Source organism: Micromonospora sp. CP22, from assembly GCF_009712475.1.
GTDB lineage: Bacteria > Actinomycetota > Actinomycetes > Mycobacteriales > Micromonosporaceae > Micromonospora.
Map to the genome: position 1 here is coordinate 572,472 of NZ_VCJO01000001.1, position 17,928 is coordinate 590,399.

Genomic DNA, 17,928 nt, shown 5'->3' on the forward strand with positions numbered 1-17,928 from the left:
CTTGTGGCCAAATCGTCGCCGCCCCGTGTCTTGTCGGTGCCTCTAGTCTTACGTCACACGGAGGGTGTGTCCACGCCCACACTTCCGGGTATTCCTGGCCTGACGGACGACCAAGCTACCCAAACCGCTGATTGATCTGGCACCCTGGACGCCCGTGCGGACCGAACGGGCGAACGACGGCGGGCACGCCGTACGACGTGATCTGAAGGTGATCGTCGGCGCGGCCATCATCGACGACGGACGGGTGCTGGCCTGCGCCAGGGCCGCCCCGCCGGAGGTGGCTGGCAGGTGGGAGTTCCCCGGCGGCAAGGTGGAGCCGGGGGAGAGCGAGACGGCCGCGTTGGCCCGCGAGTGCGTCGAGGAGTTGGCCGTACGCGTGGAGATCGGAGAGCGGGTCGGCCGCGACGTCCGGATGGCGCACGGCCGCTCGGTGCTCAAGGTGTACGCGGCCCGCCTGCTGCACGGTGACCAACCGCAGGCGCTCGAACACTCCGCCCTGCGCTGGCTCTCCGCCGCCGAACTGGACACGGTCACCTGGCTCCCCGCCGACGCTCCCATAGTCGCCGCCCTCCGCCCCCTCCTCCAATCCCCGCGATGATCAAGAAGTTTTGGTCGCGGAGAACGCTCTCCGGTGACCAGAACTTCTTGATCGACGAGTTGGGGGTGGGAACGGGACGGGGGCCGTGGCGAATGCCACGGCCCCCGGGTGTTGCTCGGGTGCTCAGTGGTCGCGCTCGTCCTGCTCGGGGTGCGCGAAGTTGAGGTGCTCCGGCGGCAGGGGGAAGGTGACGTCGTCACCGAAGGGCGACGGCGCCGCAGCACGGTCGAAGGTGAGCTCCGTCAGGGGGAGCTTCCCGCTGGCGTCGACCGCCGGGGCGGTGGGATGGGGCACCTCGCGGTGCCAGTTCACGCCCTGCTGGGCCTGCGTCTCGGCCTGGGCGTCGTGCGACCCACCCGCGTGGGAGTGCACACCGCCGCTCGCGGCGCTGGAGCGCACCGCGCCCGGGGAGTGTCCGCTGGTCACGCTGGTCTGAGGCACCTGACCCCTCCGGAAGATCTTGCTACCGAGCCATACAAGTGGATCGTACCTGCGGTCGACGACCCGCTCCTTCATGGGGATGATCCCATTGTCGGTGATCTTGATGTGCTCGGGGCAGACCTCGGTGCAGCACTTGGTGATGTTGCAGAAGCCGAGACCCTGTTCGGTCTGCGCGTAGTCCTTCCGGTCGGTCCGGGCGTCCAGCGGGTGCATGTCCAGTTCGGCGGCCCGGATGAAGTACCGGGGGCCGGAGAACGCCTGCTTGTTCTCGTCGTGGTCCCGGATGACGTGGCAGACGTTCTGACACAGGAAGCACTCGATGCACTTGCGGAACTCCTGCGAGCGTTCCACGTCGACCTGCTGCATCCGGTACTCACCGGGCGCCAGATCGCTCGGGGGAGCGAACGCGGGCGTCTCCCGGGCCTTCTCGTAGTTGAACGACACGTCGGTGACCAGGTCCCGGATGACCGGGAACGTCCGCAACGGGGTCACCGTGATCGTCTCGTCCTCCTCGAACGTCGACATCCGGGTCATGCAGCCGAGCTTCGGCATCCCGTTGATCTCCATCGAGCAGGAGCCGCACTTGCCGGCCTTGCAGTTCCACCGACAGGCCAAATCGGGTGCGTCGGTCGCCTGCAACCGGTGGATCACGTCGAGGACAACCTCGCCCTCGTTGACCTCGACCGTGTAGTCCTGAAGGTCGCCACCGTCGGCGTCACCCCGCCAGATCCGGAACTGGCGCTTCGTGCCCATCAGTCGTTCTCCTTCTCGGCGGCAGCGGCATCGGCGGCGACGAGGGCGTCGAACTCCGTCAGCTCCTCGTCGGTGAGGTACTTGGCCAGCTCGGCACGGTCGAACAGGCCGATCAGCTCGGGCCGCATCTTCGGCAGCGGCTTGCGCTCCAACCGGACGGTGTCGCCGACCAACGAGCAGACCAGGTTGACCCGTCGCCACTGCGGATCCATCGTGGGGAAGTCCTCGCGGGTGTGGCCGCCGCGCGACTCGCGCCGCTCCAACGCCGCCTTCGCGGTGCACTCGGAAACGACCAGCATGTTGCGCAGGTCCAGCGCCAGGTGCCAGCCCGGGTTGTACCGCCGGCCGCCGGAGGCGCTGACCTTCGCCACCCGCTCGCGCAACTCCGCCAGGCGGACCAGCGCGTCCTCCAGCTCGGCCTCCCGCCGGATGATCCCCACCAGGTCTCCCATCACCGCCTGGAGATCCTGCTGGAGGGTGTACGGGTTCTCGCCGGTGTCCCGCTGCAACGGCGCCAGGGCCGTCTCCACCGCGGTCTCCACCGCTGCCACCGCCACCCGGGGTCGGCCGGCGAGCTGGTCGACGTACGTGGCCGCGTGGCCACCCGCCCGCTTGCCGAAGACCAGCAGGTCGGACAGGGAGTTGCCGCCCAGCCGGTTGGAGCCGTGCATGCCGCCGGAGACCTCACCGGCGGCGAACAGCCCACGCACCGAGCCGTACGCGGCGCCGCTGTCCGGGTCCACCTCCACCCCGCCCATCACGTAGTGGCAGGTCGGGCCGACCTCCATCGGCTCCTTGGTGATGTCGACGTCGGCCAGCCCCTTGAACTGGTGGTGCATCGACGGCAGACGACGTCGGATCTCCTCGGCCGGCAGCCGGGAGGCGATGTCCAGGTAGACGCCGCCGGCCGGCGTACCCCGACCGGCCTTGACCTCGCTGTTGATCGCCCGCGCCACCTCGTCACGGGGCAGCAGCTCCGGCGGACGCCGGTTGTTGTCCGGGTCGGTGTACCAGCGGTCCGCCTCCTCGGGCGTCTCCGCGTACTGCTTGCGGAAGACGTCGGGGACGTAGTCGAACATGAACCGCTTGCCCTCGGTGTTCTTCAGGATCCCGCCGTCACCGCGTACCGACTCGGTGACCAGGATGCCCTTGACCGACGGCGGCCAGACCATGCCGGTGGGGTGGAACTGGAGGAACTCCATGTTGATCAGGGTGGCCCCGGCACGCAGCGCCAACGCGTGACCGTCCCCGGTGTACTCCCAGGAGTTCGAGGTGACCTTGTAGGACCGACCGACACCGCCGGTGGCGAGCACCACGGCGGGCGCCTCGAAGAGGACGAACTCGCCGGACTCCCGGTAGTAGCCGAACGCGCCGGCGATCCGGTCACCGTCGAGCAGCAGCTCGGTGATGGTGGTCTCGGAGAAGACCTTGATCCGCGCGTCGTACGAGCCGTGCTCGCGCTTGTCCTCCTGCTGCAACGAGACGATCTTCTGCTGGAGGGTACGGATCAGCTCCAGCCCCGTCCGGTCACCGACGTGGGCCAGCCGGGGGTACTCGTGGCCGCCGAAGTTGCGCTGCGAGATCTTGCCGTCCTTGGTGCGGTCGAACAGCGCACCGTACGTCTCCAGCTCCCAGATCCGCTGCGGTGCCTCCTTGGCGTGCAGTTCCGCCATCCGGAAGTTGTTCAGGAACTTGCCGCCGCGCATGGTGTCCCGGAAGTGCACCTGCCAGTTGTCCCGGCTGTTCACGTTCCCCATGGCCGCGGCGGCTCCGCCCTCGGCCATCACGGTGTGCGCCTTGCCGAACAGCGACTTGGAGATGATGGCGGTCTTCTTGCCGGCCAGCCGCGCCTCGATCGCCGCGCGCAGGCCGGCGCCGCCGGCCCCGATCACGACGACGTCGTAGTGGTGTCGTTCGATGCGAGTGGTAGTGGTCGTCATGTCAGGGGCCCTCAGTTGATGAACCGCAGGTCGGAGATCCACCCGGCGGAGACGGACATGACGTAGAAGTCGGTCAGCGCCAGCGTGCCGAGCGTGATCCAGGCGAGCTGCATGTGCCGGACGTTGAGCCAGGAGACGTAGCCCCAGGCGCGGTAGCGGACGGGATGCTTGGAGAAGTGCTTGAGCCGCCCGCCGATGATGTGCCGGCAGGAGTGGCAGGAGATCGTGTACGCCCAGAGCATGACCACGTTGCCGAGCAGGATCAGGTTGCCCAGCCCGAAGCCGAAGCCCTCGGGGCTGCGGAAGGCGGCAATCGCGTCCCAGGTGTTGATCAGCGAGATGATCGCGGCGAAGTAGAAGAAGTACCGGTGCGAGTTCTGCACGATCAGCGGGAAGCGGGTCTCACCGCCGTAGGAGGCGTGCGCGTCGGGCACCGCGCAGGCCGGCGGCGACAGCCAGAACGACCGGTAGTACGCCTTGCGGTAGTAGTAGCAGGTGAGCCGGAACAGCAGCAGGAACGGCAGGGTGAACGCGGCGTCCGGGATGATCCACCAGCCGGGCAGGTACTGCCCGAAGTGGGAGGCCTCCGGCAGGCACCGGTCGGTCACGCACGGGGAGTAGAACGGGGTCAGATAGTGGTAGTCCTCGACCCAGTACCACTTGTGCATGAAGACCCGGACCGTCGCGTACGCTACCCACGCGCTGAGCCCGATGACGGTGATCAGCGGGGCAAACCACCAGCGGTCCGTCCGCAACGTCTTCGCCGCTATGGCGGCGCGTGCGCGCACACCCTGCGGTTTCGTTGCCGATGATGTCATTCGCGTCGTCTCCCTGACGGGGCCCTGTCACGGGCGGCGGAACACTTCCGGGCGGCAGGCGGACCGGGCGAACCCGTGCCCGCATACCGCGTCATGCGCACACCAACGACCGCACCGGGCGTACCGGAGCAGCTAAGTGACACACGTTACGCCGATCTCGGCGGGCCGTCCGCGCAAGGCAGTGTCCCGTGTGTCCCGCACTTTGGAAAGCCTCTCAACAAGATCAATCTGTGAGCGTGCGGAAAAGATCGTCCAGCGGGCCCGAACGGTCAGCCGGAGGCCCCACCGGTGAAGTTCCACGAGGCCAGCCGCAACGACGGCGCCTCCCACCAGCCGCCGTCCGCGCGATCCGGCAGGCGTACCGCGTGTCGACCCACCTCCAGCACCGCGCCGGGAGCGAGCGCGCGGGGGTACGACTCGGTGAAGCGCAGGTCGCGGACCGCACGGGTGACCTGACCGTCCTCGACCAGCCACAACCCGTTACGGGTCAGGCCGGTGACGACCAGACTCAACGGATCCAGGACCCGGGTGTACCAGAGGTCGCTGACCAGCAGGCCGCGCTCCATCCGGGAGACCAGGGCGGCGGTGTCCGGGTCGCCGATCGCGCCGTCGCTTCCCGGGCCACCGGTCGGTGCGGTCACCTCCGCCGCCAGTCCGGCGGATCGCAGACGGAGGTTGCGGGGGATCGGGCCGATGGTGGCGCTGCCGGCCCAGGCGTGACCCGTGGAGGCGGCATCCAGCTCCGCGGCGGTACGCCGATCGTGGGTGACGGCGCTGGTGGTGCCCGCGTCCACCAGGGTCAGTGCCCGCCGTGGGGTGCCCTCCAGATCGAACGCCAGCCCTGAGGCCGCGAGCGGATCGTCGACCAGCGTCACCGCGCGGTCGAACTGGGCCACTCCGGGGGCGGCGAACGACTGCCGGTCGGCGTAGCGACGCCCGTTGAAGCCGTACCAGGCCAGGTTCTCCAACAGGTCCGCGACGGCCGCCGGCTCCAACACCACCGGATAACGCCCCGGAGGCAGCTCGACCGGTCGGACGGCCGCCCGGGCCTTCGCGGCGGCCCGGCTCCCCAGGGCGGCACCGTCGAGGTCGGCGAGCCGGTCGACGTGCTGCCGGGCGGTGCTGTCCGCGCCACCGGCCCGAGCGATCCCGTCCATCGCCGCGTCGGCCGCCTGGCCCCGCGTGTAGTGGCCCGCCGAGTTGGCGAACGCCGCCACCCGGTGACCCGTACGGCAGTAGCCGGCGGTCTCCAACCCGCCGGCCGCGTCGACGAACGCCCGGACCAGGGCGGCCCGCTCAGCGGGCTCGGCGTGGACCGTGGCCGGATCCCATCCCGGCGATGGCGACACCGATGCCGGCGGGGCGAGCCCCGGCCAGGCCGGATCCGGCGCGATGAACCGGGCCGCCGTCAGAACCCGCTCGACCAGCGTGCGCAACCCGTCGGCGGTGACCGTGTTCCCGCTGCCCGAGGCGGTACGCCCGGCCAGGTGGACCCGCAGCCGGACGTCCACGGAGGACGAGGCCACGTTCTGGTGGATCGCCGAGTTCGCGAATCGGGTCAACGCCGACTCGGACCGGGTCACCGTGACCTCCGCCTGCGCGCTCGCCCCGGCCAACCGGGTGACCAGATCCACCACCCGGCCGGCGATGTCCAACTCGTCCTCGACGGCTCGTGCCGCTGCGTCACTCACGCCGCACCCCGTGATCGGCCGGGTCGTACGGCGTCACCACCCCATACCGACGACTCGTCCACTGCTGCTCGATCACGCGCGTACCCCCACCCGGACGTTGCGGAAGCGGGCCGGTGCCGCCGGATGCCCGGTGTGACCGATCTGGCCCGGCTGGCCCTTGCCACAGTTCGGTGTGCCCCACGGCACGATCTCCGAGGAGAGCATGTCCATCGAACGCCAGAACAGCGGGCCGATGCCGGTGTACGTCGGATTGCGCAGCATCCGCCCTCGTCGACCGTTGCGGATCTCCCAGCCGATCTCGCAGCCGAACTGGAAGTTCAACCGCTTGTCGTCGATCGACCACGACCGGTTGACGTCCATCAGCACCCCCTGGTCGGTGGCGGCGACGATCTCCTCCAGGGTGTGCGGGCCCGGCTCCAGCCCGACGTTCGTCATCCGCACCATCGGCAGTCGCGCCCACCCGTCGGCGCGTACGCTGCCGCCGTGGTCGAGCCCCGCCACGGCGGCCGAGTCCCGACCCGCCAGCACGCCCACCCAGCGGCCGTCCCGCACCGCGTCGCGCCTGACCGCCGGTGAACCCTCGTCGTCGTAGCCGAAGCTGCCCAGCGCGCCGGGGATGGTCGGGTCGATGGTGATGTTCATCAGCTCGGAGCCGTACCGCAGCGAGCCGAGCTGCCCGAGATCCAGCCATGAGGTGCCGGCGAAGGCGGCCTCCCAGCCGAGGATGCGGTCCAGCTCGATGGCGTGCCCGACCGACTCGTGGATCTGTAGGGCCAACTGTTCGCCACCGAGGATCAGGTCGGTCTCGCCGCTGGGGCACAGCGGCGCGGTCAGCAGTGCCCGCGACTGCTCGGCGATCCGTGCCGCGTGCGCGGTCAGGTCGAGTGAGTCGACCAACTCCCAGCCGGTGGTGCCGTACTGGCCGCGGTAGCTGGGCCAGGACCGACGTTGGGTCTCGCCGTCTCCGACCGAGGTGGCCGAGATGCCCGCGCCGCATTCCCGGATGTGCTGGTCGATGCGATGCCCCTCGCTGGAGACGAACCACTTCGAGGTGTCCCAGATCTGGTAGAGCCCCTCGGTGATGTCGGCGCCGTGCTCGGTCATGGTGCGGGTGGCCGCCACCAGCAGGTCACCCTTCGCGGCGAGGGAGACGCCGAGCGGATCCACCCGACAGGGCGAGGACCAGCTCGCCGTGGTCGGGGCGGCGGCGACCAGGTCGACCGGCGGGCCGGGGACCAGGCCACTGGCCGCCGCGATCCGCCCGGCCCGGTGGCCGGCGTCGCGGGCCGCCCGCTCGGACAGCTCCGGTGTGGCGTGGAAGCCCCAACTCGACCCGACGAGCGCGCGTACGCCCAGGCCGACGCTCTCGTCCTGGGACAGCGACTCGATGTCGCCGTTGCGGGCGGTCATCGACTCGTAGCGTCGGTGCATCACCCGGACGTCGGCGTAGCGGGCCCCCGCGTCCAGCGCCGCCTGCACCGCTGCCTCGGCCACGTCGAACTCGCTCATGGCCCGACCCTAGGCCAGCCGACCGACAACCGTCAGGGGAGCTGCACCCATCGTCGCGCCCTCCGGGTGCCCGGACGGCATCGTCGTGCGGCGCTCACACCCCCAGGTGGGTACGGACGAAGTCGAGTTCCAGGCGGAGGAGGCGTTCGGCGGTGCCACCGGCGGCCATGTGGGTGGCGCCGGTCAACGGCAGCACCGAGTGCGGCCGACCGGCGGCCAGCAACGCCGCCGACAGTCGCAGCGTGTGCGCCGCCACCACGTTGTCGTCGACCATGCCGTGCACCAGCAGCAGCGGTCGGGCGTGTGCCGGGTCGGTGACCGGTTCGGCGGCCAGCTCCACCAGTGAATGGTGTGCGTAGACGTCCTCGCCGTCGGCGGGCAGGCCCAGGTACCGCTCGGTGTACGCGGTGTCGTACAGGGCCCAGTCGGTGACCGGCGCTCCGGCGATGCCGCACCGGAACAGCTCCGGATGCCGCAACACCGCCAGGCCCGCCAACCAACCGCCGAACGACCAGCCGCGCACCGCGACCCGGCCCAGGTCCAGGTCAGGGTGCTTGTCGGCGAGCGCGGTGAGCGCCTCCACCTGATCGAGCAGGACCACGTCGGCGACCCGCCGGTGGATGGCCTTCTCGTACGACGGTGCGATGCCCGGCGTACCCCGGTTGTCGGTCACCACCACCGCGAAACCGGCGTCGGCCCACCACTGCCGCTCCAGCCAGGCCGAGCGCGCGGCCACCACCTCCTGGTGCCCCGGGCCGCCGTAGACGTCCAGCAGGACCGGCAACCGGCGGCCGGTGACGTGGTTGTCCGGGTAGAGCACCGCCGAGGGGAGCCGACGATCGGTCACCCGCTCCAGCAGCGGCAGTGGTGAGTAGCTGGGTGTGGCGGCCAGCGACCGCAGCGTGGCGACCTCCTGATCGTCCTGGAACACCGTCCAGCGGACGCCCGGATGGTCCAGCGTGGCGCTGCCGACGACCAGCACTCCGCCACCGACCGCCCCGACGTGCCAGCCGGCGTCGGTGGTCAACCGGCGGGCGTCCACTCCACCGCCGATGCTGGTGCGGACCCGGAACAGATGCTGTTCGCTCGGCTCGCCGTCGCTCGCCTCGACCAGCAGGTCCGCCGGACCGTTGGCGCAGGCCAGCCGACCGATCACCCGGCGCACGTAGAGCGAGGGCGGGGTCAGCAGCGTGCCGTCGGCGAACAGGCAGCGCGCGTCGTACCCGTCGTGGGCCAGCTCGCCGCCGACCAGCACCCGCCCGTCGGGCAGGTGTACGGGAGTGCCCGGGATCGGCTCGACCCAGCGCGGGTCGGCCAGCTCGGCGTGCACCTGGGTCTCCCCGGTACGCGGGTCGACGGCGAGCACCAGACCGTGCTGCTGGGCACGGCGCAACACGGTGATCAGCGGCGCGCCCTCGCCCCAGTGCACCGCGGTCAGGTACGGGTACGTCTCCCGGTCCCAGTGCACGTCGACCCAGCCGCCGTCGAGGTCGAGCAGGTGCAGACTGACCTCGGCGTTGGGGCCACCGGCCACCGGGTACGCCACGCTGGTCGGCGCGCTGCCCGGCTGTGCGGGGTCGTGCAGGTGCCAGCGGGGCAGCCGCGACTCGTCCACCCGGGCGGCGAGCACCGACCGGCCGTCCGGTGCCCACCAGTAGCCGCGGTGCCGCCCGAACTCCTCCGCCGCGATGTGCTCGGCCAGACCCCAGCACACCCCGGAGTCCTCACCGGCCAGCATGGTGTCGGTGCCGTCGGTGTCGATCACCCGCAGCTCGCCCCGGCGCACCCCCTCGGCGGCGTCGGTCACGTAGGCCAGCCGTTGTCCGCTCGGATCCGGTCGGGGGTCGAGCACCGGCCCGACGGCCGGCACCTCGATCACGTCGCCGTGCACCAGGTCAGCCCGGAAGAGTCGCCCGGCCAGCGCGAATACCGCCACCCGTCCGGCACTGTCGAGGGCGTACGAGCCGATGCCGGAGGCGGTCAACCGCAGTCGCTCCCGCCGGGCCCGTTCGCCCGGGCTCAGCGCGTCGGGGTCGACCTCGCCACCGAGCAGGGTGCCCGGGTCGGCGACCAGCCGTTCCGTTCCGGTTGCCAGGTCCAGCAGCCAGAGCGCGTCGGCTGGGTCCTCCGGGCCCGCCGAGCGCAGGAAGACCACCCGGGCACCGTCGTCGGCCACGGAGAGGGCACGCGGCGCCCCGTGGCTGAACCTGCGGGTGCGGGCGGCCAGCTCCGGAAAGTCCACAGGCCAGATGGTAGGCCGGTACCGGGCGCAATGTGAGCGACCTGCGCGGACGCGTCGGAGCCGGCGGACGAGAACCGCCGGTTAGAGTGACCGTCGTGACGACGCTGCCTGACCGCCGCCTGTTGCTGGTCCACGCGCACCCCGACGACGAGTCCATCGGCACCGGGTCGACCATGGCCTACTACGCGGCCATGGGTGCCCACGTCACCCTGGTGACCTGCACCCTCGGTGAGGAGGGCGAGATCCACGTACCGGAGTTGGCCGGGCTCGCCGCGACCGAGGCCGACCAGCTCGGCGGGTACCGGATCGCCGAACTGGCCGCCGCCTGTGCCGAACTGGGCGTCACGGACCACCGGTTCCTCGGCGGTGCCGGTCGCTACCGGGACTCCGGGATGATGGGCCTGCCGACCAACGAGCACCCCCGGGCTTTCTGGGGCGCGGACCTGGACGAGGCCGCCGGGTACCTGCTGGAGATCATCCGAGAGGTACGCCCGCAGGTGGCCATCACGTATGACGAGAACGGCTTCTACGGTCACCCCGACCACATCCAGGCGCACCGGGTGACCATGCGGGCCGTGGAACTGGCCGCCGCCGAGGGGCTCGCACCGGCGAAGGTCTACTGGACGGCGATGCCCCGCAGCGTGCTGGAGGCGGGTATGACGCACTTCGCGGAGGCGTCGGACAACCCCTTCGCCGGCATCACCGACGCCACCGAGTTGCCGTTCTGCACCCCGGACGAGGAGATCGCGGCGCGTATCGACGCCACCGAGCAGCACGCCGCGAAGGAGGCCGCGATGCGCGCCCACGCGACCCAGATCCCGGCCACCTCCTGGCTGTACTCGATCGCCGGCAACTTCGGTGCCGAGTTCATGGGGGTGGAGTACTTCACCCTGGCCAGGGGGGAGAAGGGGCCGGGCCGGGGCCGGTACGGCTGGGAGTCGGACCTGTTCGCCGGGTTGGCGGCGGCGACGCCGGACGTGGCGGCTGGTCCGCCCGTGGTCGGTGGCCCGGTCAACCGGGCGGCCGCCTCGGTCGGTCACCGGTGACCCTGCCCGCCGCGATGTCGGTCGCCCCGCAGGAGCAGCAGCCGCCCCGGCCGAGCCGGTGGTGGCGGCGTCCGGTGGACGTCGGCCTGCGGACGGCCGGGGGATTGTTCGCCGTCGTGGCGGCGGTGCTGTCCGCGGTGCTGGAGCTGCTGCTCGCCCCGCTGCGGGTCGGTGGGTATCTGATCGGCGTCGCGGTGCTGGTGGCCGTGGCCACGAACATCGTGCTGAGCTGGTTCGCCGTGGAGACTGCCGGCCGTCGCTGGGCGGTGGTGCTGCCGGCGGTGCCCTGGGTGGTGATCATGGTGATCGCCGCCGACCGGACCAACGAGGGCGACGTCCTGCTCGTCGGGAACTGGGTCGGCCTCACCCTGGTGGTGGGCGGTGCGATGACTTTCACGGTGATGGCGTTCCGGTCGATCCTCGCACCGGCACCGGCCCTCAAGCGGTAATGACGACGTTCAGCGTCGAGTGATAGATATTCCTGCCAGGAGACCCGCCATCCGGGCGGGCCGTACGGCGGGAGGCGTGTCATGGCACAGCGGTGGCGTGCGGTTGGTGTGCTCGCGATCGCACTGTTCGCGGTCAACGTGGTCGCCCGGTTGATCATCCGGCTCGGCTTCGACGGCGACGACAGCGCCGCCGACCGGGTGTCGCTCGGAATGTTCGTCGTGATCGGCCTGATCCTGGCCGGGGTCGCCTTCGTCTGGGGTGAGCGGCGTCCGTTGGCCGAGTGGGCCAGTGACGTGGCCGCCGCGATCGGCATCGCGGTCGGGCTGACCGTGCTGATCGGGCCGCTGTCGGTCGGCCAGAACCCGTTCGCCGGTGGTGGCAGCACCTTCTTCGCGCAGATCGGGCTCTACCTGGTGGCGACCACCGTCGGCACGATGCTGGGCTACCTGCTGCTGGTCACACTCGGTCGCGACCACCGGTCCCGCAACCTGCAACGGTTCGCCGAGTCCACCGCGACCAAGCCCCGCCGCGTGGTCCGCCGCTGACCCATCGGGTCAGCTCGGCGCGACGCGGGTGAGATAGGTGTGGTGGGTGGTGAAGCCCAGCTTCCGGTAGAGCGCGACCGCGTCGGTGTTGCTCTGCTCGACCTGGAGGAACGCGTCGGTCGCGCCGATGCCGGCGGCCCAGGCGGCGAGTTCCCGGATCAGTCGGGTGGCGAGCCCCTGTCGGCGTGCGGCGGGCACCACCTCGATCAGACACAGTCCGAGCCAACGCCCCCCGCCGGTGACCGTGCCACGGCCGATCGCGGCGAGCGCGCCGTCGACGTGCACGTGGGCGAAGCGGATCTGGTCCACGGCGGTGAGCACGTGCCGGGCCGCGTCGGGCAGCCCGCCCTTGCGTCCGGCCGCCACGGTGAGCCAGTCCGCTGACGGTGCGGCGGCCAACTCGACGACGAAGTCGCCGGCGCCGCCGTCCGCATCTGCCGTCCCGGTGCCGCCGGGTGCGGTCGAGCTCGGGTCGTCCGGTGCCGCCGGGACGACGGTGGCGAGCGGGGCGGTCTGCACCAGCACCGGCGGGCGGCTGGCCCAACCCCGCCGGTCGAGTTCGGTGCCGACCGGTGCGGCCAGTGGTAGCGGCGTGTTGACCAGGGCTGGTTGGCCGTGTCCGACGTACCAGCGTTGCACCGCGTCCACCGCGTCCGGCAGCGGACGGTCCGGATCACCCACCGGCAGGGCCGAGTTGGCCCGGCCGGTCCAGCCGTCGGCAGCGCGCAGCAGCCAGTCGCCGAGACGCGCTCGGACGGGCGCGGGCCACGCCTCGTCGGCGGCGCGTTCCAACTCGATCATGGCGGCGGCGGTCGGTCGCCGCGCCGCCGGGACGCGTTTGGCCCGGTGCACCTCGTCGATCGGCACACGGAGCCGCCCCTGGCGGGTGGTCAGCGTGAGATGCGTCTCGGTCAGCTCGACCAGTTCGCCGAGGGAGTCGGAGTAGACCGGCCGACCACCGCGTACGCCGACGCGCCGCCGCACCACGATTCGGTGTCCCAAGTCTTGCTCTCGGAGCACGATCGACCTCCTCCCGGCGAGATACTAGGCTCTTACCGTCGCGGGTGATCGCGGCGTGTCTTGCGGAGGAGAAGACCGGTGACCTACATCATCGCCGAGCCGTGCGTGGATGTGCTCGACAAGGCATGCATCGAGGAGTGCCCGGTCGACTGCATTTACGAGGGCAACCGGATGCTCTACATCCACCCCGACGAGTGCGTCGACTGTGGTGCCTGTGAGCCTGTCTGCCCGGTGGAGGCGATCTTCTACGAGGACGACGTCCCGGAGCAGTGGAAGGACTACACCGGCGCCAACTACGAGTTCTTCGAGGACCTCGGCTCGCCCGGTGGCGCTTCGAAGATCGGCAAGGTGGAGAAGGACGCCACCTTCGTCGCCGCGCAGCCACCTCGCGGCGAGGGCCACTGAACCGCCCTGCCCCGGTCTCGTCGCGTCTGCCCGAGTTCACCTGGGACACCCTGGACGCCGCGGCCACGCTGGCCGCGGCGCATCCGGACGGCCTGATCAACCTTTCGATGGGTACGCCCGTCGACCCGGTGCCGCAGGTGATCCGGCAGGCCCTGGCGGACGCCTCGGACGCGCCCGGCTATCCGTTGACCGCCGGGAGCGTGGCGCTGCGGGAGGCGATCACAGGTTGGGTGTCGCGGGCCTGTGGTGCGCAGCCGGACGGGCTCGGGGTGCTGCCGACGATCGGGTCCAAGGAGCTGGTCGCCTGGTTGCCCACCCTGCTCGGGGTGGGCCCGGGTGACGTCGTGGTGGTCCCTTCGATCGCCTACCCGACCTACTCCGACGGCGTGCAGTTGGCCGGGGCCACCACGGTGCGCGCCGACTCGCTGACCGCCGTCGGCCCGACTCCCCGGGTCCGGCTGGTCTGGGTGAACTCGCCGGGCAACCCGACCGGGCGGGTGCTGCCCGCCGCCCACCTGCGCAAGGTGGTGGACTGGGCGCGTGAGCGCGGCGCGGTGGTGGCCAGCGACGAGTGCTACCTGCCGCTGGGTTGGGACGCCGAGCCGGTGTCGGTGCTCTCGCCCGAGGTGTGCGGCGGCTCGTACGACTCGGTGCTGGCGGTGCATTCGCTGTCCAAGCGATCCAACTTGGCCGGCTACCGGGCCGGCTTCGTGGCCGGCGATCCCGCGCTGGTGGCCGAGCTGCTCAAGATCCGCAAACACGCGGGGATGATCGTGCCGGCGCCGGTGCAGGCGGCCATGACGGCGGCCCTGCACGACGAGCGCCACGCCGACGAGCAGAAGGAGCGGTACCGCGCGCGCCGGACGGTGCTGCGGGCGGCCTTCACCGGTGCCGGGTTCACCGTGGAGCACTCCGAGGCGGGGCTCTACCTGTGGTTGACCCGTGGCGAGGACTGCTGGGACACGGTCGACTGGTTGGCCCGGCGGGGCATCCTGGTCGCCGCCGGGGTCTTCTACGGTCCCGGCGCCCGACAGTACGTCCGGGCGGCGTTGACCGAGTCCGACGAGCGGATCGCGGCGGTCGCCGACCGCCTGTCCTGAGCACGCCGGACCGCCGCCGGGAGGGCGATGTCGGGCGGCCTCCGGCAGACACCCCGAGCGGCTGCCGGTATCACGTCATCGAGGCCCGCCCCACGATCGTGCGGGGGCGGGCCTCGGCGAGGCGTCGGCTCAGTCCTCGTTGATCCGCTGGAACACCTGTAGCAGGTTGTCCCGGCTGTGCCGCTCCAGCAGCACGCTGCCGTACAGCTCCTGTAGGGCCACCGTCCGGCCGTCGTGCAGCGTCAGCTCGGCCTTCAGCGGAATCTCCCGGGTGACCGCCACCGAGCGCATCTCCTCGTACGGCAGGAACTGGTGCCGGGTGGCCAGCGTCGCCACCGGCGTGGACTCGAGCAGGCCCTTGAGTCGTTCCGCACCGTCGCCCGCCTTGCCCGGGCCCCCGACGAGGATCAGACCCCGGTCGAGCACCAGCAGATCGTGCTGCACACCGTCGACCTTCACGTTGCCGATGGCGCCGATGACACCGGCGTTGTCGGCGGTGGCCCGGCGCTGCACCACGGTCGCGGCGGCCGGGTCGACACCCAGCTCGGCGAGCCGGGCCTGTGCCTCGTCGACGGTCTCCGCCGAGACCGCCAGCTTGGCGATCTCGGCGAGGTCCAACGGCTCCCCGCCGGTGCCGACCAACTGGGCCGGGCCGCCCCAGGACAGCTGCCAGTACGCCCGCTGGCCGCGGATGGCCGCGTTGACCAGCAGCGTCTCCATCGGCCCGGCGAAGTGTGCCGCCGCCTCCCGAGGGGTGGTGTCGCTGAAGAACTGCTGGGCGAACTCGCCGAGGCGGTCCGAGCGCACCAGGTCGAGTACGGTCGCCAGGCCCGGTTCGGGGGCGCCGGTGAACCGGCCCAGCGCCCGGTAGACGCTGTCTGCCTGGCGCTGCACACCGACGGCGATCGCGGCGTGGGTGAACTCCGGCCAGGACAGCACCTGACGGTTGCCGAGTTCGAGCACGAGGCTCTGCAACCGGCGGCCGGCGTCCAGGATGTCGGCGAGCAGCACGTGTGCGGGACGGTCGTCGGGGCGGACCGTACCGGCCGGCAGCTGGGCCATGGCCGCGATCCGGACGCCGATCGGCGGATGGGTGTCCCAGCGGGACTGCTTGCGGTCCGGTACGTCCTGCCCCAGCTTGTCGATCTCGTCCCGGCGGGCCCGGAGAAGTTGCCCGAAGCCGCCGAAGAGGTCGTCCGGGGCGAAGCCGGCCTGCCAACCCGCCTCCACGTACCGGTCGGTGAAGAAGTTCCAGGCCGCGTCGAGCGCCGGCAGGTGCCGTAGCGCGGAGGTGGCCGCCTCGTGACCGGCGAGCTGGACGGAGGCGCGGTCGGCCTCCAGTTCCTGCCGCCGCGAGGCGGCGTTGTCGACCATCAGGTACAGCTTGGCGTACCCCTTGAAGACCAGCCCGATGGGGTTGCGCGGCTTGATCCGTTCGATGGTGCCCTCGATCGCCAGCCGTCCCCGGTAGGCGACGCCGCCGAGCCGGGTGTGCTTGCCGGAGTAGTGACCCAACTCGTGGGCCAGCACCGAGCGGAGCTGGTCGACCCGCATCGACTGGAGCAGCGGCAGACCCACGTAGAGAGTGCGTCGCCCGCCGACCAACCCGAGCAGCCGGCTCTGCTCGCCGACCGCCGCGTTCACCTCCGGCACCAACCGGATCTCGTCCGGTGCCCGGGTACCGACCGCGTCGGCCAGTTCCCGGACGGTGGCCCACAACTGCGGTGCCTCCCGCTCGCCGAGCACCAGGCCCGGTGCCGGTTCGTTCTTCGTCCGGATAGCGCGCCAGAGCCCGACCGCCACCGCGCCCAGCGCGATGACCAGCGGCAGCAGCAGTTTCCCGGTGACCAGGCCGTTCGTGTGGCTGAACAGCCACACGCCGAGGGCGGCGACGGCCGCCAGCTGAAGCAGCGCGACCACGTAGAACCCGATCAACATGACCACCGAGGCGAGTGCCCGGTACGTCGCGGCCATGGCCGTTCCTCCCCGTTCGTACGCCCGCGCGGCTGCGGGCGGCGCAGGGGACCGTACGACGTGGATGTTGGCCGGGCAACCCCCTTCCGGGTTGGGTCGACCGGATTCACGATCTTGCTTATCGTCGACGAGGTTGACCTGGTCGGCGCGTTCGGCCGCTGCCACGACAGCGGGTACGCCGTGCGCGGCTGACGGTAGTGGGCGCGTACCGGTCCGGCTGGCGGGCCGGCGGGTGGGCGGCGCTATCCTCGGCGCGGACGCAGGGCGTGTCCGCGCGGGAGAGGTGGCAGTTCGACGCGGATCCGGGCAGGCACGCCGCCGCGGGGCCGGCCGGCTCCGTGACGACACGGAACGCCGAGGTACGCGGATGGTGCTCAGCTCTGACGCACGGCTGCGGGCGGCGGTGGTCGGTACCGGCCTGATCGGTGGCTCGGTGCTGCTCCGACTGCACGCCGCCGGAATCGACGTGACCGGTTGGGATCCGGACGAGCCGACCCGTCGGCAGGCCCGGCTCGCCGGCCTGCCGACGGCGGAGCGGCTGACCGAGGCCGTGTCCGGCCGGGACGTGGTCTTCCTCGGCGGTCCGCTGCCCACGCTGCCCGCGACCCTGGCCGAGGTGGCCGCCGCCACCGGCGAGGGCTGTCTGCTCACCGACGTCGGTAGCACCAAGGCGGAGTTGGCGGCGTTCGCCGTGGAGCGAGGGCTGACCGACCGGTTCGTGCCCGGACATCCGATGGCCGGCACCGACCAGGCGGGACTCGCGGCGGCGTCGCCGGACCTGTTCACCGGTGCCGCCTGGGTGCTCTGCCCCGCACCTGGTGGACTGGCCGCGTTCCGTCGCCTCGCCACCCTGGTCACCGAAGTCTTCGCCGCCCGGGTGGTGCCGCTGGCGGCGGATCGGCACGACGCCGTGGTGGCGCTCGCCTCGCACGTGCCGCACCTGCTCGCCGGGGCGCTGGCCGGTGCGGCACACCGCTCGCCGTCGCGGGACGCGGTCCTGGCGTTGGCGGCCGGGAGCTTCCGGGACGGCACCCGAGTCGCGGGCACCCCGCCGCACCGCACCGGGAACATGCTGCGCGGTAACCGCGACCAGGTGCTGGCGGCGCTGGCCCAGGTCACCGCGTTCCTCGACGAGTTGGCCGGGGCGCTGCGCGTCGACGACGCCGATGCCCTCCTCGCCCGGTACGCCGAGGCCGGCGCCGCCCGGTCCGAGCTGGCCGGCCGCCCGTACGTCGAGCAGGTCAGGTCGTTCCGGGCGGGCGAGGATCCGGCCGAGGTGGCCTGGTTGCACGGCGTCGGTGCGGCGGGTGGGCATCTCGGTGAGTGTCGGACGGTGGCCGACGGCGTCTCCTACCTCGCGCACCTTCCACAGGTCTGAACCCGCCGCGCCCCGGTC

Annotated in this window: 15 protein-coding genes; 7 read left to right on the top strand and 8 right to left on the bottom strand. The window is 71.5% G+C overall.

The window, feature by feature from the left end:
• The first annotated feature begins 154 nt into the window (after nucleotides 1–154).
• On the top strand, nucleotides 155–598 hold the full coding sequence (locus FF096_RS02620; RefSeq protein ID WP_309222529.1) for a (deoxy)nucleoside triphosphate pyrophosphohydrolase: 444 nt from the start codon (nucleotides 155–157) through the stop codon (nucleotides 596–598).
• 123 nt (nucleotides 599–721) lie between these two features.
• On the opposite strand, the gene FF096_RS02625 is transcribed toward FF096_RS02620, so the two are convergent.
• From FF096_RS02625 to FF096_RS02650, 6 genes are all read right to left on the bottom strand, one after another.
• Nucleotides 722–1,792 (bottom strand): succinate dehydrogenase/fumarate reductase iron-sulfur subunit, encoded by a 1,071-nt coding sequence (locus FF096_RS02625; protein ID WP_155214646.1) that lies wholly within the window; start codon nucleotides 1,790–1,792, stop codon nucleotides 722–724.
• Nucleotides 1,792–3,732 carry a fumarate reductase/succinate dehydrogenase flavoprotein subunit gene (locus tag FF096_RS02630; RefSeq protein ID WP_155214647.1) on the bottom strand — a complete coding sequence of 647 codons (1,941 nt, stop codon included), beginning with the start codon at nucleotides 3,730–3,732 and terminating at the stop codon, nucleotides 1,792–1,794. Before FF096_RS02630 ends, FF096_RS02625 begins: the two co-directional genes overlap by 1 nt.
• An 11-nt stretch (nucleotides 3,733–3,743) precedes the next feature.
• The gene (locus FF096_RS02635; protein WP_155214648.1) at nucleotides 3,744–4,550 is read right to left on the bottom strand and encodes a hypothetical protein; all 807 of its coding nucleotides are present in this window, start codon (nucleotides 4,548–4,550) and stop codon (nucleotides 3,744–3,746) included.
• Nucleotides 4,551–4,819: 269 nt separating this feature from the next.
• Nucleotides 4,820–6,241 carry a metallopeptidase TldD-related protein gene (locus tag FF096_RS02640; protein ID WP_309222530.1) on the bottom strand — a complete coding sequence of 474 codons (1,422 nt, stop codon included), beginning with the start codon at nucleotides 6,239–6,241 and terminating at the stop codon, nucleotides 4,820–4,822.
• Nucleotides 6,242–6,313: 72 nt separating this feature from the next.
• Entirely contained in the window at nucleotides 6,314–7,750 is a 1,437-nt protein-coding gene (locus FF096_RS02645) for a TldD/PmbA family protein (protein ID WP_155214649.1), read from the bottom strand.
• Between the two features lie 94 nt (nucleotides 7,751–7,844).
• Nucleotides 7,845–9,992 (bottom strand): prolyl oligopeptidase family serine peptidase, encoded by a 2,148-nt coding sequence (locus tag FF096_RS02650; RefSeq protein WP_309222531.1) that lies wholly within the window; start codon nucleotides 9,990–9,992, stop codon nucleotides 7,845–7,847.
• Nucleotides 9,993–10,078: 86 nt separating this feature from the next.
• On the opposite strand from FF096_RS02650, the gene mshB reads away from it, so the two are divergent.
• From mshB to FF096_RS02665, 3 genes are all read left to right on the top strand, one after another.
• Entirely contained in the window at nucleotides 10,079–11,038 is a 960-nt protein-coding gene (gene mshB, locus FF096_RS02655; RefSeq protein WP_309222532.1) for an N-acetyl-1-D-myo-inositol-2-amino-2-deoxy-alpha-D-glucopyranoside deacetylase, read from the top strand.
• Between the two features lie 14 nt (nucleotides 11,039–11,052).
• Complete coding sequence (locus FF096_RS02660) at nucleotides 11,053–11,487, top strand: hypothetical protein (RefSeq protein WP_155214909.1); 435 nt, start codon at nucleotides 11,053–11,055, stop codon at nucleotides 11,485–11,487.
• 81 nt (nucleotides 11,488–11,568) lie between these two features.
• Nucleotides 11,569–12,033, top strand: a complete 465-nt coding sequence (locus FF096_RS02665; RefSeq protein ID WP_155214650.1) for a hypothetical protein — start codon at nucleotides 11,569–11,571, stop codon at nucleotides 12,031–12,033.
• A gap of 9 nt (nucleotides 12,034–12,042) precedes the next feature.
• Here the strand turns inward: FF096_RS02665 and FF096_RS02670 are convergent, their stop codons facing one another.
• Nucleotides 12,043–13,053, bottom strand: coding sequence for a GNAT family N-acetyltransferase (locus FF096_RS02670; protein WP_309222533.1), 1,011 nt, complete (start codon nucleotides 13,051–13,053; stop codon nucleotides 12,043–12,045).
• A gap of 78 nt (nucleotides 13,054–13,131) precedes the next feature.
• On the opposite strand from FF096_RS02670, the gene fdxA reads away from it, so the two are divergent.
• A complete protein-coding gene (gene fdxA, locus FF096_RS02675) occupies nucleotides 13,132–13,458 on the top strand; it encodes a ferredoxin (RefSeq protein ID WP_007464872.1) in 327 nt (108 codons plus the stop codon).
• A complete protein-coding gene (gene dapC, locus FF096_RS02680; protein ID WP_155214911.1) occupies nucleotides 13,455–14,558 on the top strand; it encodes a succinyldiaminopimelate transaminase in 1,104 nt (367 codons plus the stop codon). The genes fdxA and dapC overlap by 4 nt, the downstream gene beginning before the upstream one ends.
• A gap of 129 nt (nucleotides 14,559–14,687) precedes the next feature.
• On the opposite strand, the gene FF096_RS02685 is transcribed toward dapC, so the two are convergent.
• Nucleotides 14,688–16,532, bottom strand: coding sequence for a M48 family metallopeptidase (locus FF096_RS02685; protein WP_155214652.1), 1,845 nt, complete (start codon nucleotides 16,530–16,532; stop codon nucleotides 14,688–14,690).
• A 367-nt stretch (nucleotides 16,533–16,899) separates the two neighbouring features.
• On the opposite strand from FF096_RS02685, the gene FF096_RS02690 reads away from it, so the two are divergent.
• Nucleotides 16,900–17,910, top strand: coding sequence for a prephenate dehydrogenase/arogenate dehydrogenase family protein (locus FF096_RS02690; protein ID WP_155214653.1), 1,011 nt, complete (start codon nucleotides 16,900–16,902; stop codon nucleotides 17,908–17,910).
• Nucleotides 17,911–17,928 lie beyond the last annotated feature (18 nt).

Bases quoted from the DNA above. Each gene is read 5' to 3' on its own strand.
- FF096_RS02685 (WP_155214652.1), bottom strand. From the start codon at position 16,532: ATGGCCGCGACGTACCGGGCACTCGCCTCGGTGGTCATGTTGATCGGG.
- FF096_RS02690 (WP_155214653.1), top strand. From the start codon at position 16,900: ATGGTGCTCAGCTCTGACGCACGGCTGCGGGCGGCGGTGGTCGGTACC.
- FF096_RS02645 (WP_155214649.1), bottom strand. From the start codon at position 7,750: ATGAGCGAGTTCGACGTGGCCGAGGCAGCGGTGCAGGCGGCGCTGGAC.
- FF096_RS02625 (WP_155214646.1), bottom strand. From the start codon at position 1,792: ATGGGCACGAAGCGCCAGTTCCGGATCTGGCGGGGTGACGCCGACGGT.
- FF096_RS02665 (WP_155214650.1), top strand. From the start codon at position 11,569: ATGGCACAGCGGTGGCGTGCGGTTGGTGTGCTCGCGATCGCACTGTTC.
- FF096_RS02635 (WP_155214648.1), bottom strand. From the start codon at position 4,550: ATGACATCATCGGCAACGAAACCGCAGGGTGTGCGCGCACGCGCCGCC.
- FF096_RS02630 (WP_155214647.1), bottom strand. From the start codon at position 3,732: ATGACGACCACTACCACTCGCATCGAACGACACCACTACGACGTCGTC.
- FF096_RS02660 (WP_155214909.1), top strand. From the start codon at position 11,053: ATGTCGGTCGCCCCGCAGGAGCAGCAGCCGCCCCGGCCGAGCCGGTGG.